Origin of the sequence: Roseovarius conchicola (assembly GCF_041403425.1) — a bacterium.
Lineage (GTDB): Bacteria > Pseudomonadota > Alphaproteobacteria > Rhodobacterales > Rhodobacteraceae > Roseovarius > Roseovarius conchicola.
Map to the genome: position 1 here is coordinate 81771 of NZ_JBGEHK010000004.1, position 20985 is coordinate 102755.

Sequence of the window (20985 nt, forward strand, 5' to 3'; positions counted from 1 at the left end):
GTTATAGCCGGATGATGATGCAGATCTTTGCACGACCGTTGATTTTTGCCTTAACCGTTGGTTTGGCCGGGATGGCCGCAGCGCAGGACGGCGAGGTCCAGACCAAGCAATATGACGATGGCGGTATCTATGAGGGCACGTTCAAGAACGGGCTTCAGCACGGCACCGGCACCTACACTCTGCCCAACGGTTATGAGTATTCCGGCGAATGGGTCGATGGCGAGATTCGGGGCAAGGGCGTGGCCCGTTTTCCCAATGGCTCGGTCTATGAGGGGGAATTTGCCAAGGGCAAGCCCAACGGAATTGGCAAGATCGTGTTCACCGATGGTGGCACCTATGAGGGCGGCTGGGCCGATGGCAAGATCACCGGCGACGGCATTGCCATTTACGCCAACGGTGTGCGCTACGAGGGCGGGTTCCTCAATGCGATGCATCACGGGCGCGGGCGGATGGAAAGCCCCGGCGGCTATATTTATGACGGCGACTGGGTCAACGGTGTCAAAGAAGGCATCGGCAAGATCACCTATCCCGATGGGGCCACGTATGAGGGCCAGGTCAGCGATGGCGCGCGTGACGGCGAAGGCACGCTGAGCATGCCCGACGGGCTGATCTATACCGGGCTTTGGAAAGACGGGCAGATCAATGGCACCGGCAAACTAACCCAGCCCAATGGCGATATCTACGAGGGCGAGCTGGTCTCGGGGCGCCGCGAGGGGCAAGGCCGTGTCATCTATCAGAACGGAGACATTTACGAGGGCGCCTTTGCCAATGATCAGCGCGAGGGGCAAGGCACGTTCACCGGCACCGATGGCTACAAATATGTCGGATCGTGGGTGGCCGGGAAGATCGCAGGGCAAGGCCGCGTGGTCTATCCTGATGGCTCGGTCTATGAGGGTGATTTCCGCGAGGATCTGGCCAATGGCACCGGCAAGATCGTCTACGCCGATGGTGCCACCTATGAAGGCACCTGGCAGGACGGCGTGATCGAGGGGGCCGGTATCGCAACCTATCCCAATGGCGTCAGCTATGAGGGCGAATTCAAGAATGCCCGCAACCACGGGCAGGGCGTGATGACCTATGCCGATGGCTATCGCTATGAGGGCGACTGGGTTGACGGCCAACGTCAGGGCCAGGGCATTGCCACCTATCCCGATGGCACGGTCTATACCGGCGAGTTTCTGGCCGGTCAGCGCCATGGGCAGGGCGAGATCGTGATGCCCGATGGTTTTAAGTATGTCGGCCAGTGGGAGAATGGCGAAATCTCGGGCCAGGGCATAGCGACCTATGTGAATGGCGACGTTTACGAAGGCATGTTCCTGCGCGGCAAACGCCAGGGCACCGGTACAATGCGCTATGCCACCGGTGAAGAGGTCAGCGGCAACTGGATCGATGGCGCCGAGGAAAGCCAGACCACGCAATCCGGAGAGGCGGACACGACCGACACCGGCGATGCGGCAAGCGAAGGTGACGCGACCGGGACCGGCGATGCAGCTGCAACCGACGCCAACTGACCCGCGTGTCCCGGCGGCCCGGTGCCGGACGGGATGAGCTATCTGGGTCTTAACGGTCTGGCGGTGGTAACAGGCGCGGGCCAGGGCATCGGGCAGGCCATTGCCCGGATGCTGTTGGCAGAAGGTTGCGCGGTGCTGGCTATCGGCCGCACGGAACAAAAGCTCACCGCCCTGACAGACGAGGGAGACGCGGACGCACACCGCCTGCTCTGCAGGGCGCTGGATATCCGCGATGATACCGCGCTGGCCGCGGCTTTGGATGACGCTGAAGCAAGGTTTGGCCCGATCCGCTATCTGGTGAACGCGGCAGGCGTGTTGTCTCCGTCGCGCCTTCTTGAAACACCGGCGCAAGATATCCGCGACATCATCGAAATCAACCTGACCGCAACCCTGATCCTGACCCAGACGGTGGCCCGCCGCATGGTGGATGCCAGAACCGGCGCGATTGTCACCATTGGCTCGAACTCGGGCACCACGGCCCGCACCGCACTGGGCGCTTATCCCGCCTCGAAAGCCGGGCTGAACCACGCGATGAAATGCCTCGGGCTTGAGCTGGCCGAGCATGGCATTCGCTGCAACGTCGTCTCGCCCGGATCGACGGACACGCCCATGCAACGGGGCTTTCAAAGCGATGCCAGCAGCCTTGAGCGTGTGTTGCAGGGCGACATATCCCAATGGCGACTGGGCATCCCGCTGGGACGCATGGCCAGCCCAGATGACGTGGCCGATCTGACGCTGTTCCTGCTGTCGCAGCGCGCCCGGCATATCACCATGGAAAACATCGTGCTGGATGGTGGCGCCACGCTGGGGGCGCGCTAGATCTGGTCGGCCCAGGCCAGTGGTGCAGGCAGGTCATCGGGTGAAAAGTCGATCCGCAACGCGGCGCGCCCGCCGGTATCGCTTGCCCTGCCCGAGCGATGCAATGTCAGCATGTGCAGGATCAGCACATCCCCCGGTTTGGCCGTGGTGACCCATGTTTTATGCCGCGTGGCGACCTCCGCAGCCTGATCACCGGGCAAAATGCCGCGAAGATGGCTGCCCTCGGCAATCTCCATCGCACCGTTCTCCACAGTGCTGGGATCAATATGCAGGCGCACAAACAACATGTTTTGCAGCAGCGCCTCGGGCGGCTCGCAATGCCATGTCCCGGATTTCTGTGACCAGTTTCCAAACCCCGCCACATCGGCCCGGGTGGCGGTTGCGATGATCCGATCCTGATGCCACGGAACGGCCCAGTTGGAACCATCTGACTTGTCAAAGCTGAGAAGGCGCACCGGGCGCTGGCCGGGGAAAGCTTTGGCAATCTGCCGGGCCACAGGAAGATCAGCCACGGCCTGAAACAGGGGGTCCGAGCGCGCCACCCGCGATCCCGGCCCACGCACGGATGCCGAAAGATCCTTTAGATTTTGCAGATCACCGGTCGATACCGCATCACGCAGCCATAAATAGCCTTGTCGGGCAAACTGGTTCTGTTCCTTTGTCATGAGGGGGATGTAGAGGGTAACACCGATCAGCACCAGCGTGACAGCGGGGATCAGGCCCGCTACACCACCTCGCCTGCGTCCAGCTTGGCCAGAACGGCATCCCCCCCTGCCAACACGGCCACGCGGCGCGCCTCGTCCATCTTGTCCCATGTGCGATACATCTGCCCCATGCGGGGGTTATTGGCGAAACGCTCGCGATGGCGGATCAGGAAATGCCAGTAGAGCAGGTTGAACGGGCAGGCATCCTCGCCCACCTTCTCTTTCACCGAATAGGCGCAGCCCTTGCAGTAATCCGACATCCTGTCGATGTAATTGCCTGAACTGACATAAGGTTTGCTGGCGATGATCCCACCATCAGCAAACTGGCTCATCCCCACGGTATTGGGCGCCTCGACCCATTCAAACGCGTCTGCATAAACGGCAAGATACCATTCATGCAATTGGTGCGGGTCAATCCCGGCCAACAGCGCGAAATTGCCGGTCACCATGAGGCGCTGGATGTGATGGGCATAAGCCTCGTCCCGTGTCTGGGCTACGGCATGCGAGACACAGTTCATCCGCGTCTCGCCCCCCCAATACATCCAAGGCAAATCGCGTTTATGGCCCAGCGTGTTGCGGGTGGGATAATCCGGTCCCTCGCGGAAATAGATGCCGCGCACATATTCGCGCCACCCGATGATCTGGCGGATATACCCTTCGGCGGCGTTGATCGGCACCTTGCCGTCTTTCCAGGCCTGCTCGACCCGCTCACAGACCTCCAGAGGTGAAAGCAGACCGATGTTGATATAGGGTGACAGGACCGAGTGATGCAGGAAACGGTCATTCTCCAGCATCGCATCCTGGTAATCGCCAAACCCCTCAAGCAGGTGTTTGACGAAATGATCCAGCGCGCGCAGCGCCTGTGTGCGCGTCGTTGCGAACCAGAACGGGCGCAGCACACCGAAGTTCTCGCCAAACCGCGCCTCGACAAGGTCCAGCACGTCTTCAGTGATCTCATCCGGTGTGAACTGCATCGGGGCCGAGCGGAACATATCGCCCTGCGCCGGTTTGCGGTTGTCATGGTCGTAATTCCATTTGCCCCCGGCGGGTTTATCCCCCTCCATCATCAGCCCGGTCTTGCGGCGCATGTTGCGATAAAAATACTCCATCCGAAGCTCTTTGCGCCCTTCGGCCCAATCGTTGAACTCGTCCAGCGAGGCGATAAAACGGTCATCGGGCAACAGCGTGACGGTCAGCGGGGCATCATCCAGCGCCACGATCAGACGCCATTCGCCGGGGCATGTGGCAATCACCTCGCTCACACCGTGTTCCTGCCCCCGGCGCATCAATTCGCCAACGATAGATTTAGACGCCTCGGGGTCATCCAGCCTCGTATAGGCCACCTGCCAGCCATCTGCGCGCAGAATTTCGGCAAAATGGCGCATCGCCGACAGGATCAGCGCGATTTTCCTGGGATGATGGGGTACATAACTGCCTTCCTCCATCACCTCGGCCATCACGATCAGGTCGGTATCGCGATTGGCCTCGCGCAGGGATGACAGCCCCGTGCTCAGTTGATCGCCGAGGATCAGGACAAGACGCTCTACCACGGGACGGATTTCCCCTGCCAATCGAAGAACTGGCCGCTGTCATCGGGTGTCAGATCACCAATCACATTCAACAGGTTCTGCGCCGCCTCTTCGGGCGCAACCGCCGGGTGACGGCCCACATATTTGGCGGTGAAATCGGTTGCCACGGTGCCCGGGTGCAGCGCCACGCAGATCGCCTGTTTATGGCTGCGGGCCAGTTCAATTGCCGAAGAATGGATCATCTGGTTCAGCGCCGCCTTGGCCGTGCGGTATGCGTACCAGCCGCCCAGCCGGTTATCGCCGATCGAGCCCACCCGCGCCGACAGGGCAGCAAACACCGCACGGCGGTCCTTGGGCAACAGATGCAGGCTGTGTTTCAGCACCAAAGAGGGGCCAATGCAATTCAGAGCGAATTGATCGGCCATGGCCGATGCCGTCACCTGCCGGATGGATTTCTCCGGGGCAGCCCCGGCGATTTCCAACGCGCCCGTGGCAACAAAGATCAGATCATAAGGCCCGGCGAGCGGAGCCAGCGCCGCCTCGACCGATGTCTCATCCGTCACGTCCAGTCCGTTTGCGCGGCGCGACAGCCCGGTCACCTCCACGCCGCGCGCGGTCAGCGCCGCCGACATGGCCTGCCCGATTCCGCCCGACGCTCCGATAAGTAATGCTTTGTTCATGAGAGCAGAGCTAGAAGCCCCCCTGCCCCGGTCAAGCGCTTTAGGGGGTTTTCAAGGCGAATACCTAAGCTTATAGTCTGACCCTATGATGACACAGAGCCATATCACCACGATTGCACGCCCCACCGGGGTGTCTGGTGCTGCTCTGATCCTACTCCTAAGCCGCCTCTGAGCGTGCCTTTGGGCGCGACCGCTCAGAGGATGTGCCGTTCCGCGCCCGAGATGCCCGCTTAGGATTTCGCCAAAATGCAAAAGATCAACATCGCCGAGAAGCTTGCCCTGTTTGACACCCATTGGGATCCCAAGGTTGTCGCCAGCTATAATGACAATGACGTCATGGTGGTCAAATTTCAGGGCGAATTTCCGTTCCACAAACACGACACCACCGATGATTTCTTTCTGGTCATCGAAGGGGATGTGACGATGGAATATGAGGGCGCTGATCCGGTGCGTTTTGGCCCCGGAGAGCTGGTGATCGTGCCCAAAGGGGTTGTGCACCGTCCCCGCGCGACGCATGAGGCGAAAGTGCTTTTGATCGAACCCAAGGGTGAACCGAATTCTGGTGACAGCGGCGCTCCTGCCGCCGCCAAAAACCATATCTGACAAACGAGACCCGACATGACACAGACCGATAAAGACCGAGTCGTTATATTCGACACCACATTGCGCGACGGCGAACAAAGCCCCGGCGCCACCATGACCCATGCCGAAAAGCTGGAGATCGCAGGGCTGCTGGATGAAATGGGCGTCGATATCATCGAGGCCGGGTTCCCCATCGCCTCGGAAGGGGATTTTAACGCCGTCAGCGAGATCGCCAAGAACACCCAAAACTCGGTGATCTGCGGGCTGGCGCGGGCCAACCTCAAGGATATCGACCGGTGCTGGGAGGCGGTGAAGCACGCCAAAGCCCCGCGCATCCACACCTTTATCGGCACCTCGCCCCTGCACCGGGCCATCCCCAACCTGACACAGGATGAAATGGCCGACCGTGTCCACGAGACGGTCACCCATGCCCGCAACCTGTGTGACAATGTGCAATGGTCGCCGATGGATGCCACGCGCACCGAGTGGGACTACCTGTGCCGCGTGGTCGAGATTGCCATCAAGGCCGGGGCCAGCACGATCAATATCCCCGACACGGTGGGCTACACCGCCCCAGTGGAAAGCGCCGATCTGATCAAGCGCCTGATTGCCGAAGTGCCGGGCGCGGATGAGGTGGTGTTTGCTACCCATTGCCACAACGACCTTGGCATGGCGACGGCCAACTCTTTGGCCGCTGTTGCCGGTGGCGCGCGCCAGATCGAGTGCACCATCAACGGCCTTGGCGAACGCGCGGGCAACACGGCCTTGGAAGAGGTGGTGATGGCAATGAAAGTGCGCGGCGATATCATGCCCTATTACACCGGCATCGACGCCACCAAGCTGATGAATATCTCGCGCCGGGTCGCCTCGGTGTCGGGCTTTGCGGTGCAGTTCAACAAGGCCATCGTGGGCAAGAACGCCTTTGCGCATGAAAGTGGCATCCACCAGGACGGCATGCTGAAAAACGCCGAAACCTTCGAGATCATGCGCCCCGAGGATGTCGGCCTGACCGAGACCAATATCGTGATGGGCAAACATTCGGGCCGCGCCGCGCTGCGCTCGAAACTCAGCGATCTGGGGTATGATCTGGCCGATAATCAGCTCAACGATGTGTTCGTGCGGTTCAAGGAGCTGGCCGACCGCAAGAAGGAAGTCTATGACGACGACCTGATTGCCTTGGTCAGTGCCGGGGACGGTGAAGACGACCACCTGGTGATCAAGTCGCTGAGCGTCGCCTGTGGCACGGGCGGTCCTGCCGAAGCCACACTGGTGATGAGCGTCGATGGCGCCGAGGCCAGTGCGACGCAATCCGGCGATGGCCCTGTCGATGCCACCTTCAAGGCGGTGCGCGAGTTGTTCCCGAACACAGCCAAACTCTCGCTCTATCAGGTCCATGCGGTCACCGAGGGCACAGATGCGCAGGCCACCGTATCGGTGCGGCTGGAAGAAGACGGGCGCATCGCCACCGGCCAATCGGCCGATACCGACACGGTTGTCGCCTCGGCGCGGGCTTATGTGAACGCGCTGAACCGACTGATCGTGCGGCGCACGAAAACAGGCGGAGATACGCCCGAGATTTCGTATAAAGACGTCTCGTAAATCCGGGCTTTCCGCCGACCATCCGGCGCAACGCTGACAAAAAAATCAAGCGGCGTCTTGCAGTGTGTTTCGCTCTGCAAGACGTCGCTTTTTCGTGTCACAGACGCCTTGCTCTCCAGACTATGCGCACGCGGGAAATGGCCGAAATCAAGCAGAATCGATTTCTTCTCTAAGGCGAATCATGATTCATGGCTACAATTTAAAGAAGTATTTCTAATGCCTGTATTCTGAATATTTTTACCGCTCCCATTCCAAAATAGAGGATTATCAATATGTTACGCCATGAATCCTACCCAAATCTTGTACTGCAGCGCGACAACCTTTTTTCGGTTCTTGATTGCGAGTCTCTGTCCGTTTCCGCCTGTGAAGTTGCGTACGAAAAGGATCTGCTGAGGCTGGTTCAATCCGTTGATCCGCTAATCCCGTCACTTGAGGCCACCCAGGCGGGCAACCCGGAATTTTTCAAACCAGCGATCTCAGACTTTGACCCTGACAGCGCCCTTGCGAACGCTCGGATGACAACATTTGCCCCGTTCGTTCTGGGGCAGAAAAGCTATCTCAACCGGCTGACCATCAACATCGCGAATTCCTGCAATCTGTGGTGTTCCTATTGCTATGCCGATCACGGGCAATATTACGACCAGAAGCACCTGATGAAGCCCGCGCGCGGGGTGAAGATCTTTAACAACGTTTCTGCGCTCTACGAAGTTGTCGGAAACATTCATTTCTTCGGTGGCGAGCCGCTGCTCAATCCCAAATGCATTGATGCGGTCTGTGCCGTTGCCCGCGAGAAATATCCCGATATCCAGTTCACGGCCACCACCAACGGGACGCTCGCCACCGAAGAGATACTGGACGTGCTCGAACGTTGGGGCGTTGCGCTGACGATCAGCATTGATGGGCCCGAACCGGTTCACGATGCCAAGCGACCCAAGGTCTCAGGCGGAGGAAGCCATGCCGATATCTGCCAGTCGGTCAAGAAATTCACCGCGCGCGGCATTTCCTGGAGCATCGAGTGCACCTACAACAAAAGCCATGTCGAATCCGACCTGTCAGTGTCGGAACTTGTGACCTATTTTCACGATGCGTTCGGTGAGCGCACATCTCATATCGCGTGGTCCTTTGTGCCGCTCAAAGACCTGGTCGCAAATGAGAGCTATCTGGAAAGCGGCGTATTTCGTAACGATCTGGACCAGCAGGAACAGGAATTCGTATCGGTCGACTATCTGACAAACACGTTCCGCGATGCCGCCCGCCTGTCCGTCAAGAACGCCTTGGCCGGCCAGGGCGGAAGTCTGTCCTTCGTGCATGGCGTCTTGTCGTCGCTCTATACCAAGCAGAAATCCGATAGCTATTGCCCGGCGTTTTCAAGCCAGATTTCGATCGGATCAAACGGCGATATCTATCCCTGCTTCATGTTCTTTGGCGATCCCAGAATGTGCATCGGCAACATTGAACGCGGCAATTTCGATATCGAAGCGTCTCAGCGGCTATGGCTGACATATATGCGCGAATACATTGACACAGCCACAGGAACATATCGCTGGTTCCGCCATCTCGGATCGGGCTGTGTGGCCGGGGATTACATTTCAACAGGATCATTTTCAAAACGTCTGTACGAGGGCATCCACGAAGCGATTATCGAAGAAGTCCTTCTGGGGGTTGCTCAGGCACAGATCAGCAAAACCAATAACCGTGGGCAGGTCGTACATTGAAGCGAAGTGCTTTGATTTGAGCAGTATAATTTTAACCGAAAGGAGGACAAATTTATGCCACATGAAAAAATTGCACGGGCGATTATCCGTGAAGTACCGGTCATGGCGATCGGCGAGCTTTTGAAAGGCCTTGAAGACCCGACCACGCCTTTGGCGGCGGGGAATGGCTGTGGAAACGGATGCGGCGGCAATTGCCGTGCCCCCGTCGGACTATCGTTCGACCAGTATGGCCATGCCGAAATCGCTGAAACTGAGCTTGCCAAAGCTGCCAAGGACGTTGACGGCCTGCGCGCCGCGCTGAAGGCGGAAATCACCCGCAGCTTCTGAAGCGCTCCAAGCAAGGCCCACGCAGGGATTTTCTTTGCGTGGGTCACCCGGATATCGGCGGTGCACCAGTTCTATCGCCCTGTTCTTACAAAACAACCATCCGATCCAAACCTGGCAGACCGCTCTCAGGCCGCGATCATGTAAATCTTGCGCAGGGTTTCGGTGATTTCCCAGACCACCGGCGCGCCTTTGGCGATGAAGAAACTGTCGCCCGCGGCCAGATGTTCCTTGGTGCCATCGGGATGGGTCAGGGTGATCTTGCCGGATACGATCGTCATTAACTCATGCACCGGATAGGCCGGGATATCTTCAAGGCAGGGGGCGCATTCCCAGGTGCCGGTGAGGATCGACTCGTCCTCGGTGGCAAAATGCGTGTGGTTCAGCTCGGTATGATCATCGGTCGTGAACACGTCCTGCGCCGCCATATCGGATTTCTCCATGGTCGGGTTGGGATCAATGAAGAACGGAATATTGGTCATGTCTGCAGTATCCTAAATACAATCTGTCTCAGTCAGCCCATTCCCAGGGCCGGGTGAACTGCCCCAGAACCTGGCTCAGCTGTGCCTCGTCCACCTCGCCGGATTTGCCCAGCCGCGCCACAAGACCGCGTTTCTTGCTGTCGATCACCTCGGCCACGCTGGCATTCACACCGGCCTCTTTCAAGGCGGCATCATAGATCCGCTTGATCGCCCGTTTGCGCAGATCGGGTTTGAACACCTTACCCACCGCTGTCTTGGGCAACTCGTCCAGGATTTCCACATGTTTGGGCTGGGCGGCGCGCTCGTGCACATGGACCTTGCAATGCTCGGCCAGATCCTCGGCGCTGGCATTGCCACCCTCGACCAGTTCGACATAAACGCATGGCAACTCGCCCGAATGGGCGTCGGGCTGACCAATGGCCCCGGCCATGGCGACGGCCTCGTGCGACATCAATGCCTCTTCAATCTCGGCCGGGTCGATATTGTGCCCGCCCCGGATGATCAGGTCCTTGGCCCGCCCGGTGATCCACAGATACCCCTCCGGATCCAACCGACCCAGATCGCCGGTGCGCAGATGCGTGCCAAAGTGATAAAGGTCGTGGTTCTTCTCGGCCTCGGTATAGGTGTTTCCGGCATAAACCCCTGGGGTCGAGACACAGATTTCACCAATCTCATCGACCTCGCATTCCACCGGCTCGCCTTTTTCATCGAACTTGATGATTTTCACATCCGAATAGGGCAAGGGCACCCCAACAGACCCAACGCGCTTTTCGCCATCGACCGGGTTCACCGACACAAGACAGGTCGCCTCGGTCAGGCCATAGCCTTCGATCACATGCATGCCGGTGGCGGACTCAAAGCGGTTGAACAGTTCCAAAGGCATCGGGGCCGAGCCGGAAAACGCGTTCTTCACCTTCGAGATATCGGCATCGACCTTGCGCTGCATCAGCATCGACACCGCGGTTGGCACGGTGATCACGAAGGTCGTGCCCCAGCGCTCAAGCAGCTTCCAGAAATTGTCGAACACCCCGTCGCCGCGATATCCGGCCGGGGTGGGGAAGACCACATGCGCGCCCGATTTGATCATCGCCATCAGGATCACATGGCAGGCAAAGACATGGAACATCGGCAACGGGCACATCACGCTGTCTTCTTCGGTGAACAGCAACGTGTGGCCCAGCCAGCCGTTATAGATCATGCCCTCATAGGTGTGCTGCGCCACTTTCGGCATGCCCGTGGTACCGCCAGTATGGAAATAGGCTCCGACACGATCAACGGGCGTATCCTTGAAGGTCAGGCTGGTGCCATGTTGTTTCATCTGGGCGACGAAATTCAACACCTTGGCGTTGTGATCCACCGGGTTCTTGGGGCGCACAAGCGGAACGATCCAGCTTTTGGGCGGGCTGAGATAGCGATTGAGGTCAATTTCCAGAACTGTTTTGACGTTGGGTGCATGGCGCACCGCATCGGCAGTTTTCTGACCGATATCGGTCTTGGGAAACGCCTTGAGCGTCACCACGACCTTGGCATTCGTCTCGCGCAGAATGGCCGAAATCTGGTCCGATTCCAGCAATGGATTGATCGGGTTCACGATCCCCGCAATCATCCCGCCAATGGTGGCCACAGCGGTTTCCATCGTGTTGGGCAGCACCAGGGCCACCACATCCTTTTCGCCTATCCCAAGCGACCGGAACAGGTTGGCGGCCTGACAGACCTGATCATGAAACTGTTGCCAGCTGAGCGTTTCGGCCTTTGCTGTCGGGTCCGAGAAAAGCTGATAACTGACCGCCGGGCGCGTGGGGAAGGCTTTGGTCGTCTCGCTCAACATCTGATAGAGCGTCACCGGGCGCTCCCGATCTTCCCACGACATCTCGTTTTGGATCGCGAGCGCGTCCTGCTTTGAGGCAAAAGTCATCTGTTCTCTCCCTGAAGCGGCCGAATGTCCCCCCGGCGCGCAGTCTCCCATTTGGGACAAGATGGGGGGCTTTGCCCCAAGGTGCAAGTTTGACGCTGCGTTTGCCCTTATTCGGGTGGCCGGGCAGGCAACAATCACAGCGGCCTTTGGCCTGTTGGCAGGGATGCGCCCAATTGGCTCACCGATTTGACTTGACTATTTTTGTCAGAAATCCGAGGAATGGCTTACAAATTTACTCGGATTAAGGATTCGCAACGATGAAACTGCCCTTCCTGACACGCCAGACCGCTGTGGCCTTTGCAGCGATCACGGCTGTCGCCGCTCCCGCTTTCGCCGCAGAAGTCAATGTCTATTCCAGCCGTCACTACGATACGGATGACACGCTTTATGCCAAGTTCACCGAAGAAACCGGCATTTCCGTCAACCGGATCGAGGCCAAGGCCGACGAGTTGATTGCCCGGATGCAGGCCGAGGGCGACAACAGCCCCGCCGACGTGTTGCTGACAGTTGACGTGGGCCGCATGGATCGTGCCGAGGCCGAAGGTCTGCTGCAGGCCTATGACTCGCAAGTGATCGAGGACGCAATCCCTGATCACATGGAGCACCCGGAGAACCTGTGGTTCGGGGTTTCCCAACGGACCCGGATCATTTTCTACGCCAAGGACCGCGTCGAGAACCCACCGCAAACTTACGAAGCCCTCGCCGACCCTGCCTATAACGATCAGATCTGCATCCGCACCTCGTCGAATATCTACAACCAGTCGCTGATGGCCTCGATCATCGAAACCCACGGTGAAGACGTGGCCAAGGAATGGGCAGCCGGTGTGCGCGAAAACCTGGCCCGTGCGCCGCAAGGCGGTGACACCGATCAGCTGCGCGGGATCGTCTCGGGCGAGTGCGACATCGCCGTGTCGAACCACTATTACTTTGCCCGCGCGCTTGAAAAAGACGTCGAAGGGTTAAGCGGTAAGACCGACAATATCGGTTGGGTCTGGCCGAACCAGGACGATCGCGGCACCCATGTGAACCTGACCACCGCGGCCATGCTGGCCAATGCACCCAACCCGGACAACGCCCTGAAGCTGATGGAGTTCCTGACCAGCGACTTCGCCCAACAGCATTTCGCCAGCCAGAACAACGAGTTCCCGGCAGTAGAAGGGATCGAGCCCACATCCGAAGCCAAGTCGATGGGGGAGTTCAAAGCCGACACCACCACCCCCACCGCTGCTTTCAGCGCCAATGCCGGCAAGGCACAGGCGATCTTCAACGAAGTGAGCTGGGACTGATCTTTCGCCCCTGCCCTGTCGCCTTGCAGGTCTGAAATGCCAAGCCGTCGCGATGCTGTCGCGGCGGCTTTTTTATGGGCCATCGCAGAGGTTAATCCACAAGCAATCCGTGACAGGTAAACCGATCTTGAGGATGGACACAGCCCGACGCCTCAGTCTAATTAAGCCAAACACCCGATAAAAGGCACTTAGTTCAGAAGGTCTTAATTTGGCAATCAAGATTGAAATGCTCCGCTGCTTCAGAACGGTGGCAGATCACGGCAGCCTTGCCGATGCAGCCGAGGCACTTGGGCGCACGCCTTCGGCGGTGTCGATGATGCTCAAGCAGTTCGAGGATCACATCGGCGCACCGCTGTTTGAAAGCACGCGCAAATCCCGCCTGACTCCCTTGGGTGAGATGATCTTGTCCGAGGCCAGCCGCGAGCTATCCCATTTCGACCGCACCGTTTCGGCCATCGAAGGGCTCAGCCGCGCCGAACAGGGCCATGTGCGTCTGGCGGTGACACCCTCGGTGGCGCAAACCGTGATGCCGCCCATCCTGCAGAGCTATCTCAAGCAACATCCCGGCGTGTCGATCGAGATGATTGATACCGACTCCATATCGGTACACCGCGAACTGGTGGCAGAACGCGCCGATATCGGCATGGGCACTCTGCCCGCGATCCCGGGATTTGAACGCGATCTGGCCTTTACGGATGCCTTTGGCGTGGTCTGTCCGCTGGATCATACGCTGGCCAAGAACTGGAAACGGCTCAGCTGGGCCGATCTGGAAGGGCGTAATTTCATCTCGAACGGACTCTGCGTGCATATCAAGGACGAAGGCTTTGCCCCGATACTGAAGGCATCGAACCTGATGGTGCGCAACACCGCCTCGATCCTTAGCCTTGTGCGCGCGGGCGTGGGCGTCACTTTGCTGCCTGAACTGGCGGTGCTGCCCGAATATGACGATCTGGAATTTCTGCCGCTGACCGACAGCACCGCGCGGCGCGAAGTGTGGATCGTGACGCCCCCGGAGTCGATGCTGACCCCCGCCGCCCGCGCGCTGGTCCAGGCGATCCGGCAAGCCAATTTTGCAGCTGCACGACCTCTTATTTCAGGGTAGCTGAAAAAAATTCAATTAGTTTGCGTTTGCCTTAAATGAAGGGATGTGGAATCAGGTACCAACGGGGCCGCTCGCCCGCACTCCAACCATGACACGAGGGTTTCACCGATGGCTGACACGCATCAAAACTATATCGCCGGAGACTGGGTGTCCGGACCCTCCGAAATCGAAAACCGCAACCCCTCGGATCTGAGCGATCTGGTCGGCGTTTATGCCCAGGCCAGCGCCGCACAGCTGGACGATGCCCTTGCCGCGGCCCGTGTCGCACAGGCAGAATGGGCCGCCTACGGGCTGGAGCGCAAACAAGCCGTTCTGATGGCCATCGGCACCGAGATGATGGCGCGCGCCGAGGAATTGGGTACCTTGCTGTCCCGCGAAGAAGGCAAGCCCCTGGCCGAGGGCAAGGGCGAAGTCTACCGCGCCGGGCAGTTTTTCACCTATTACGCCCATGAAGTGCTGCGCCAACTGGGCGAAAACGCCGATTCCGTGCGCCCCAATATCGAGGTGGATGTGCGCCGCGAACCCGTCGGCACCGTGGCGATCATCAGCCCGTGGAACTTCCCCACCGCGACCGCCTCGTGGAAAATCGCACCTGCCCTGGCCTATGGCAACGCCGTGCTCTGGAAACCGGCCAATGTCACACCGGCCAGCGCCGTTGCTCTGGCCGAGATCATCAGCCGTCAGGACATTCCCAAAGGCCTCTTCAGCCTTGTCATGGGCGCGGGCCGCGATGTCGGTCAACGCCTTGTGGAAAGCCCGATGGTCAATGCCATTTCCTTCACCGGGTCCGTACCCGTGGGCAAAGGCATCGCAATGGCCGCGATCCAGAACCTAACCCGCGTGCAAATGGAAATGGGCAGCAAAAACGCCCTGGCGGTGATGGACGATGCCGATCTCGATCTGGCGGTCTCTCTGGCGCTTGGCGGGGCCTTTGGCGGCTCTGGGCAGAAATGCACAGCCTCTTCACGCCTTGTCGTCCATGCAGGCATCCACGACGCCTTTGTCGAAAAGCTGGTGGCCGGGGCGCAGGCGATGAAAGTGGGGCACGCGCTGGCCGAGGGCGTGCAAATGGGGCCCGTCGTGTCCGAACAGCAGCTGAACGAAAACCTCGCCTATGTCGACCTGGGCGAATCCGAAGGGGCTGAACTGGCCTGCGGTGGCGCGCGCCTAGAGATGGAGCATGAGGGTTATTACATGTCCCCCGGCGTATTTCTGAATACAACCAACGACATGCGCATAAACCGCGAGGAAATGTTCGCCCCTCTCACGTCAGTGATCAAGGTAGGCAGCTATGAAGAGGCTTTGGCGGTGGTGAACGACACCAATTTCGGCCTGACCTCGGGGATCGCCACAAAATCCCTGGCCCGCGCCACCCATTTCCGCCGCAACGCACAAACCGGCGTCGTGACCGTGAACCTGCCCACAGCGGGCACCGACTACCATGTGCAGTTCGGCGGGCGCGGCGACAGTTCGTACGGACCCCGCGAACAGGGCATCCATGCGCGTGAATTCTACACCACCGTCAAAACCGCCTATATCGCGGCAGGCGATCCGTCATGACCTACCGCATCGACTGTCTGCAATATGCCAACTGGTCGGAAAAGATCTTCCACCAGATGCGCGAGGGCGGCGTGGATGCGGTGCATGTCACCATCTCTTATCACGAGAACTTCCGCGAAACCGTGCTCAACATGGAGCAATGGAACCGCTGGTTTGAACAATATCCCGACCTGATCATGAAGGGGCGGTGGGCGGGCGATGTGCGCACCGCGCACGAGTCCGGCAAAACCGCCATCTTCTTTGGTTTTCAGAACCCCGCCCCAATCGAGGACGATATCGGCTTGGTCGAAATCCTGCACGATCTGGGCGCGCGGTTCATGCAGCTGACCTATAACAACCAATCCCTGCTGGCCACGGGCTGTTACGAGGCCGAAGACCCCGGCATCACCCGAATGGGCAAACAGGTCATCAAGGAAATGAACCGCGTCGGGCTGGTGGTGGATATGAGCCACTCGGCGGATCGTTCAACCATCGAGGCAGCCGAGATCAGCGAACGCCCCATCGCCATCACCCATGCCAATCTACATTCCTGGCAACCCGCCTTGCGCAACAAACGCGATGATGTGGTCCGCGCGGTCACCGAAAACGGCGGGATGATGGGCTTTTCGATGTATCCCCATCACCTGAAAGGGAAATCCGACTGCACGCTGGAGGATTTCTGCGCCATGATCGCCACCGCCGCCGAGCGGTTCGGGGTCCAGCATTTCGGCATCGGCAGCGATCTGTGTCAGGATCAGCCCGACTCAGTCGTTGAATGGATGCGCGTGGGCCGCTGGTCCAAGGAAATCGACTATGGCGAAGGTTCAGCCAGCAATCCGGGCTTCCCGCCACAACCCGACTGGTTCAAGGACAACCGTGATTTTGGCAATATTGAAAGCGGCCTGCGCAAGGTTGGCTTCGATGATGCCGAGGTCGCCGGGCTGATGGGTGACAACTGGCTGCGCTTTTTCGACGAAAACTTCACACCTTCCGGGGCAAACTGACACGAAACGCCCTATAACAAGGATCAAGGAGGACAAGATGCACGACACCGAACACGACATGGCCATCGCCCCCCGTGATCCTTCCGTGGTCATGCGTCTGGCGCGGATGGGATCGTTCCATCAATCTCGCCTGTCCTTCATGCGCATCCTGCTGCGCCGCCTCGCGGATGAGAACTGGCGCTTTGATCGCCCCGTGTTTGACATCGACGCCAAGGGGGTGGGCCGTGCAGTCTATTCCGCCCATGGCCCCGAGCGGAGCTATTCCCTCGTCGCATTTGCCAATGACCTTCCCCCCGAAAAACGCTCGGACCGGGTGATTGCCACGGAATGGGACGCCACCTTTACGTTGTTTGATGGCGTACCCACAGAGGCGGATATCGACCGCCTTGCCGGCAATATCCCCAAGCAGGAAGCAGGCCGCGTCAGCGAAAAGGAACTGTCCGTCAGCCGCGCCAACCGCTCGGTCCGGCTGTGGGATCATGTGGTCGGAGCTTTGTCCAAAGGCCAGCAACCGGATGCCGAAAAGGTCGGCGATGTCGGATATCTGATGCGGACCACGGCCGTTTACGGCTCGGGCAAACTGGGCGCAGCAGATCGCGAATTGATTGCCGGGCGCGCCGAATTCCGCGCACCGTTTCAGGTGGAAATGCTCTCGGTCTTCCTGACCCGCGCGTTTGTCATGGATCTGGTAGAGCATATGGCCCACCTGCGCGATCCCGACAGGGCTGTGCCGCTTGACCCGGCCCTGCGCCGCCGCTTTGGCATCGGAAATTCCACGGGTCTGGGCATGGCCCCGTTCCTGATCAACCACCCGGTCCTTCTGAACAACTGGATCGCGGCGCGCGAATGGGCACTGGCGCGGGTCCGTTCGCTGCCCACTGCCTCGGCCCAAGAGGTCGAGTGTTTTCGCCAGTTCGCAGCCCGCGCGCAGAAACAGGCAACAAGCTGGGCGTCCGAGCATCCGATCCAGATCGAGAAACAGACCGCCCTGCGCGCCGACATGGCCGCGCTCGAGGCGCATCTGGCCAGCGCCGACCTGACGTCGGACATGCCCTGGAACCGTCTCTGGCTTTGGGCGGAAGACGCCCTGTCTCTTGAAGGGCAGGAACAGCTGGCCTCGCTTTTGCTGGAACCTTACGGCGACCTCGTCGATGGGCTGAGCCAGTGTATGGCCGCCGATGAACAGACAACATGGCGTATCGACGGGGCGATGCAGGTCTCTGACCTCAAGGCCATTCTTGAAGATATCTACGGTTGGGCGCTGAACATCGACTGGACGGACAAGGGTGCCAAGGCCCGCGTCTGGTACGTCTCGGAAGAAAAGCTGGAACCCCGTCTGGGTGAGCGGTTCGATGAGCCGATTGAACCTTATGAACAACCGCTTTGTCCCGGGCGCGATGCCGCGCGGATGTATGCCGATCTTGACGAGGCACCGGACGGCCCGGTCGCCGCTTTCCTTCTGACGCACCCGCAGCACCGGCATGCAGCCCGTCGCGCCCAGATCGCCGGGCGTTACCCCTATGCCGAAATTCGCGACAACACGATTGATGCCGCGATGCTGCCGATTGACCTGCTGCGCGCCAAGCTCAGCTTTTTCGGGGCCTGTCACTTCGACCCGCGCTCGGACCGCTGGGTGCGGATCAACATGTTCCAGAACGCCCCCTTCCCGCATGAATTGCACGCGGTGGGTGCCGATGACTGGGCGTATCCTTCTTTGCAGGAGGCGGCAGAATGACATGGTCCCTCAATGAAACCGAGGCCTTGGCGCGCAAAGCCGCGCGCGGTGCGGGTCTAAGCTGGGGATTGGCCGAAGAGGCAGGCAAGGCAACGCGCTGGCTGTGTTCCGCGGGACTGCCGGGGCCTGCGGCGCTGGCCGGACTGCTGATGCAGAATGATGGCGCCGAGTATGCCCGGCTTTGCCCGATCATGACGGACAGAACATGGCAAGCCGAAGAAGGCGCGCTGTGCCCGTTGATTGCCGGGGCCGCGCTGTGTGACCGGGCAGACGCCTTGGCCGCGGGCAACGGCGTGACCCTGCGCAACGTCGCCTACCCGCTTTTGCTGATCCCGTTCGTGGCAGCCGCATCCGAGGTAAGCAAGACAACACTCACCCTGCGTTGGGATGATGTGGAAAGCATCCATCAGGGCGAAGATGTCTGGCTCAGTGCAGCCTCGGAAATCCTCGCCGCTCCTTTGGCAGAAGACATTCATGTCGAACGCGGCGTAGCCCCGCAAGGCCCGCCCATTCAACGCTTTTACCGCGGGGCGATGGAGCCACAGATTGCCGATATCCTGGGCGCCTTCGCACATCGCACCTACGCACCCGACACACCCGAAAGCCGCATGGCCGGGGCCGGGGCGGGCACGACGGATAACGACTGAAGCCGTTCTTTTTCAAAGAGATCGCGAAGCGCTCTATCTGGCGCGCGGCAGCAAACGTTTGCCTGCATGACCGCCCGCAAGCGACCAGCACAACAGGCCCACTGGCAGCAAGCCGAACAGGCCCAATGTCAGCGATGGCACAGCCGCCTCGAACAGCCGTTCATCCGCCGCCAGCCTGTGGGCCTGCACCGCAAGCGTCTGAAAGTTGAACGGATGCAGAATCAGCGTGGCAGGCAGTTCCTTCATCACATCGACAAAGACGATCAGGGCAGCGGTCAGCAGGCTGGTGCGCGCCACCGGCAGGTGCACCCGCCACAGCATCCGCGGGGCCGGTTGCCCCAACGAGCGCGCAACCGCATCGTAATGCACCGGCACGGTGGCCATCCCGCTGTCATAGGCGTTGAGCGCAGCAGCCATGAAACGCGCGAAATAGGCAAGGATCATCAACCAGATGGACCCGGTGATCAGCAGCCCGGTACTGATCTGAAACTGCGCCTCCATCACCGCGTCAATCGCGTTGTCCAGCGCGGCCATCGGCACGATCACCCCCACGGCGATCACGCCGCCGGGTACCGCGTATCCAATCCCCGCGCCGATCACCATCCAGCGCGACGTGCGTCCCGGCTGGGTGCGGGCGCGAAAGCTGATCAGGATCGCGCCCAGCACGGTCAGAACAGCCGCAATCGACGCCAAAGTCATCGAGTTGCGCATCAGGCCCATATAGCGGTCATCCAACAGGCTTTGCCCCGATCCCCAGGCCATCAGCCCCAGCATGATCACCGGAATGATGAATCCCAGCAGGACCGGCAGCAGGCACACCAGCATCGCGCCCAACCCGGCCAGACCCGTCAGCCTGGGTTTGTCAGCCGCCTCAAAGCGGACACCCTTACCGGCGGTTTTCGCGCGCCCCCGCTGGGCACGTTCCAACCCCGCCAGCAACAGGGCGAATGTCAGCAGGCACATCGACAATTGCGCCGCAGCGGGCCTGTCGCCCAGTGAGAACCACGCCTGATATATGCCCGTGGCGAAGGTCTGGACGTTGAAGAAGGACACGGTGCCAAAATCCGAAATCGTCTCCATCACTGCCAGCAACGCCCCGCCCGCAATCGCAGGGCGCGCCATCGGCAGCGCCACGCGCCAGAACGCATGGGCAGGGGAATGGCCCAGCGTTCGCGCCACCAGAAACGCATTGGCACTTTGTTGACGGAAAGAGGCACGCGCCAGCAGGTAGACATAGGGGTAGAGCACGATGGTCAGCATCGCAGCCGCCCCGCCAAGACTGCGGATTTCCGGGAACCAGTAATCGCGTGGTCCCCAGCCGGTCACATTGCGCAACAGCTCCTGAACCGGGCCGGGATGGTCCAGCAAATAGGTATAGGCATAGGCCAGAACGAAGGCCGGAAAGGCCAGCGGCAGGGCCAATGCGACCTCAAGAAGTCGCGATCCGGGAAAGCGGTAAACCGTCACCAGCCACGCAGTGATGCTGCCAATCGCAGCGGTCGAAAAACCGACGACCACCACCAGGATCAGGGTTGTCATTGTATAGCGCGGCAGTACCGTGGACAGGATGTTGCGCCACGAGTCAAAATCGCCGCCGAGCGCCGCCACGCAGGCCGCGATGATCGGCACCACGCAGATCGCCACAGCCACCCAGGCCAGATTGTAAAGCAGGCGTTCTGTCATCGGCGGGGAGGTGCCTTTCCCAATATCGGTCGCCTGCATGTAGACAGGTCAGCTTGCTTGCTACCCCAGCGGCGCGGGCGCATCAATCTCTCTTAGTAATTTTGTCGACTATTATGTTTATCCGGCCCC

Annotated in this window: 18 protein-coding genes; 12 read left to right on the plus strand and 6 right to left on the minus strand. The window is 59.8% G+C overall.

From position 1 onward, the window contains the following. The first annotated feature begins 71 nt into the window (after positions 1-71). Both V6N02_RS12455 and V6N02_RS12460 read left to right on the plus strand, forming a co-directional pair. Positions 72-1511 (plus strand): MORN repeat-containing protein, encoded by a 1440-nt coding sequence (locus V6N02_RS12455; RefSeq protein ID WP_478013483.1) that lies wholly within the window; start codon positions 72-74, stop codon positions 1509-1511. Between the two features lie 33 nt (positions 1512-1544). Next, positions 1545-2330: an SDR family oxidoreductase gene (locus V6N02_RS12460; protein WP_371225928.1), complete on the plus strand. Its 786-nt coding sequence runs from the start codon at positions 1545-1547 to the stop codon at positions 2328-2330. Here the strand turns inward: V6N02_RS12460 and V6N02_RS12465 are convergent. Genes V6N02_RS12465 through V6N02_RS12475 form a run of 3 tightly spaced genes read right to left on the minus strand, consistent with a single transcriptional unit; the run spans position 2327 to position 5243 of the window. After that, entirely contained in the window at positions 2327-2995 is a 669-nt protein-coding gene (locus V6N02_RS12465; RefSeq protein ID WP_371225929.1) for a phytanoyl-CoA dioxygenase family protein, read from the minus strand. The two genes, V6N02_RS12460 and V6N02_RS12465, sit on opposite strands and share 4 nt — an antisense overlap. Positions 2996-3054: 59 nt before the next feature. Next, positions 3055-4584, minus strand: coding sequence for a cryptochrome/photolyase family protein (locus tag V6N02_RS12470; protein WP_371225930.1), 1530 nt, complete (start codon positions 4582-4584; stop codon positions 3055-3057). After that, a complete protein-coding gene (locus tag V6N02_RS12475) occupies positions 4578-5243 on the minus strand; it encodes an SDR family NAD(P)-dependent oxidoreductase (RefSeq protein WP_371225931.1) in 666 nt (221 codons plus the stop codon). The genes V6N02_RS12470 and V6N02_RS12475 overlap by 7 nt, the downstream gene beginning before the upstream one ends. Before the next feature lie 246 nt (positions 5244-5489). Between V6N02_RS12475 and V6N02_RS12480 the strand changes: the two genes are divergently transcribed. From V6N02_RS12480 to V6N02_RS12495, 4 genes are all read left to right on the plus strand, one after another. Further along, entirely contained in the window at positions 5490-5846 is a 357-nt protein-coding gene (locus V6N02_RS12480) for a cupin domain-containing protein (protein ID WP_371225932.1), read from the plus strand. A 15-nt stretch (positions 5847-5861) separates the two neighbouring features. Further along, positions 5862-7424, plus strand: a complete 1563-nt coding sequence (locus V6N02_RS12485; RefSeq protein WP_371225933.1) for a 2-isopropylmalate synthase — start codon at positions 5862-5864, stop codon at positions 7422-7424. A 515-nt stretch (positions 7425-7939) separates the two neighbouring features. After that, a complete protein-coding gene (locus V6N02_RS12490; protein WP_371225934.1) occupies positions 7940-9139 on the plus strand; it encodes a radical SAM protein in 1200 nt (399 codons plus the stop codon). A 54-nt stretch (positions 9140-9193) separates the two neighbouring features. Continuing rightward, positions 9194-9466 carry a hypothetical protein gene (locus V6N02_RS12495; RefSeq protein WP_371225935.1) on the plus strand — a complete coding sequence of 91 codons (273 nt, stop codon included), beginning with the start codon at positions 9194-9196 and terminating at the stop codon, positions 9464-9466. Positions 9467-9591: 125 nt separating this feature from the next. Here the strand turns inward: V6N02_RS12495 and V6N02_RS12500 are convergent, their stop codons facing one another. Both V6N02_RS12500 and V6N02_RS12505 read right to left on the minus strand, forming a co-directional pair. Beyond that, the gene (locus V6N02_RS12500; RefSeq protein WP_371225936.1) at positions 9592-9945 is read right to left on the minus strand and encodes a cupin domain-containing protein; all 354 of its coding nucleotides are present in this window, start codon (positions 9943-9945) and stop codon (positions 9592-9594) included. A gap of 28 nt (positions 9946-9973) precedes the next feature. Next, the gene (locus V6N02_RS12505) at positions 9974-11860 is read right to left on the minus strand and encodes an acyl-CoA synthetase (protein WP_371225937.1); all 1887 of its coding nucleotides are present in this window, start codon (positions 11858-11860) and stop codon (positions 9974-9976) included. Positions 11861-12117: 257 nt separating this feature from the next. On the opposite strand from V6N02_RS12505, the gene V6N02_RS12510 reads away from it, so the two are divergent. The 6 genes from V6N02_RS12510 to V6N02_RS12535 all read left to right on the plus strand — a co-directional run bounded on the left by V6N02_RS12510 (position 12118) and on the right by V6N02_RS12535 (position 19173). Continuing rightward, positions 12118-13146, plus strand: coding sequence for an extracellular solute-binding protein (locus V6N02_RS12510; RefSeq protein ID WP_371225938.1), 1029 nt, complete (start codon positions 12118-12120; stop codon positions 13144-13146). Positions 13147-13372: 226 nt separating this feature from the next. After that, positions 13373-14248: a LysR family transcriptional regulator gene (locus V6N02_RS12515; protein WP_371225939.1), complete on the plus strand. Its 876-nt coding sequence runs from the start codon at positions 13373-13375 to the stop codon at positions 14246-14248. A 108-nt stretch (positions 14249-14356) separates the two neighbouring features. Beyond that, the gene (locus V6N02_RS12520; RefSeq protein ID WP_371225940.1) at positions 14357-15808 is read left to right on the plus strand and encodes an aldehyde dehydrogenase family protein; all 1452 of its coding nucleotides are present in this window, start codon (positions 14357-14359) and stop codon (positions 15806-15808) included. After that, entirely contained in the window at positions 15805-16791 is a 987-nt protein-coding gene (locus V6N02_RS12525) for a membrane dipeptidase (protein WP_371225941.1), read from the plus strand. The genes V6N02_RS12520 and V6N02_RS12525 overlap by 4 nt, the downstream gene beginning before the upstream one ends. Positions 16792-16828: 37 nt before the next feature. Next, entirely contained in the window at positions 16829-18526 is a 1698-nt protein-coding gene (locus V6N02_RS12530; RefSeq protein ID WP_371225942.1) for a hypothetical protein, read from the plus strand. Beyond that, positions 18523-19173 carry a DUF3726 domain-containing protein gene (locus V6N02_RS12535; protein WP_371225943.1) on the plus strand — a complete coding sequence of 217 codons (651 nt, stop codon included), beginning with the start codon at positions 18523-18525 and terminating at the stop codon, positions 19171-19173. Before V6N02_RS12530 ends, V6N02_RS12535 begins: the two co-directional genes overlap by 4 nt. Before the next feature lie 33 nt (positions 19174-19206). Here the strand turns inward: V6N02_RS12535 and V6N02_RS12540 are convergent, their stop codons facing one another. Next, complete coding sequence (locus V6N02_RS12540; RefSeq protein WP_371225944.1) at positions 19207-20856, minus strand: ABC transporter permease; 1650 nt, start codon at positions 20854-20856, stop codon at positions 19207-19209. Between the last annotated feature and the right edge of the window lie 129 nt (positions 20857-20985).

What these genes read in the sequence shown, in the direction of transcription:
- V6N02_RS12455 (WP_478013483.1), top strand. Translation starts at nt 72, where the DNA reads ATGGCCGCAGCGCAGGACGGCGAGGTCCAGACCAAGCAATATGACGAT.
- V6N02_RS12460 (WP_371225928.1), top strand. Translation starts at nt 1,545, where the DNA reads ATGAGCTATCTGGGTCTTAACGGTCTGGCGGTGGTAACAGGCGCGGGC.
- V6N02_RS12465 (WP_371225929.1), bottom strand. Translation starts at nt 2,995, where the DNA reads ATGACAAAGGAACAGAACCAGTTTGCCCGACAAGGCTATTTATGGCTG.
- V6N02_RS12475 (WP_371225931.1), bottom strand. Translation starts at nt 5,243, where the DNA reads ATGAACAAAGCATTACTTATCGGAGCGTCGGGCGGAATCGGGCAGGCC.
- V6N02_RS12480 (WP_371225932.1), top strand. Translation starts at nt 5,490, where the DNA reads ATGCAAAAGATCAACATCGCCGAGAAGCTTGCCCTGTTTGACACCCAT.
- V6N02_RS12485 (WP_371225933.1), top strand. Translation starts at nt 5,862, where the DNA reads ATGACACAGACCGATAAAGACCGAGTCGTTATATTCGACACCACATTG.
- V6N02_RS12490 (WP_371225934.1), top strand. Translation starts at nt 7,940, where the DNA reads ATGACAACATTTGCCCCGTTCGTTCTGGGGCAGAAAAGCTATCTCAAC.
- V6N02_RS12495 (WP_371225935.1), top strand. Translation starts at nt 9,194, where the DNA reads ATGCCACATGAAAAAATTGCACGGGCGATTATCCGTGAAGTACCGGTC.
- V6N02_RS12500 (WP_371225936.1), bottom strand. Translation starts at nt 9,945, where the DNA reads ATGACCAATATTCCGTTCTTCATTGATCCCAACCCGACCATGGAGAAA.
- V6N02_RS12505 (WP_371225937.1), bottom strand. Translation starts at nt 11,860, where the DNA reads ATGACTTTTGCCTCAAAGCAGGACGCGCTCGCGATCCAAAACGAGATG.
- V6N02_RS12510 (WP_371225938.1), top strand. Translation starts at nt 12,118, where the DNA reads ATGAAACTGCCCTTCCTGACACGCCAGACCGCTGTGGCCTTTGCAGCG.
- V6N02_RS12515 (WP_371225939.1), top strand. Translation starts at nt 13,373, where the DNA reads ATGCTCCGCTGCTTCAGAACGGTGGCAGATCACGGCAGCCTTGCCGAT.
- V6N02_RS12520 (WP_371225940.1), top strand. Translation starts at nt 14,357, where the DNA reads ATGGCTGACACGCATCAAAACTATATCGCCGGAGACTGGGTGTCCGGA.
- V6N02_RS12525 (WP_371225941.1), top strand. Translation starts at nt 15,805, where the DNA reads ATGACCTACCGCATCGACTGTCTGCAATATGCCAACTGGTCGGAAAAG.
- V6N02_RS12530 (WP_371225942.1), top strand. Translation starts at nt 16,829, where the DNA reads ATGCACGACACCGAACACGACATGGCCATCGCCCCCCGTGATCCTTCC.
- V6N02_RS12535 (WP_371225943.1), top strand. Translation starts at nt 18,523, where the DNA reads ATGACATGGTCCCTCAATGAAACCGAGGCCTTGGCGCGCAAAGCCGCG.
- V6N02_RS12540 (WP_371225944.1), bottom strand. Translation starts at nt 20,856, where the DNA reads ATGACAGAACGCCTGCTTTACAATCTGGCCTGGGTGGCTGTGGCGATC.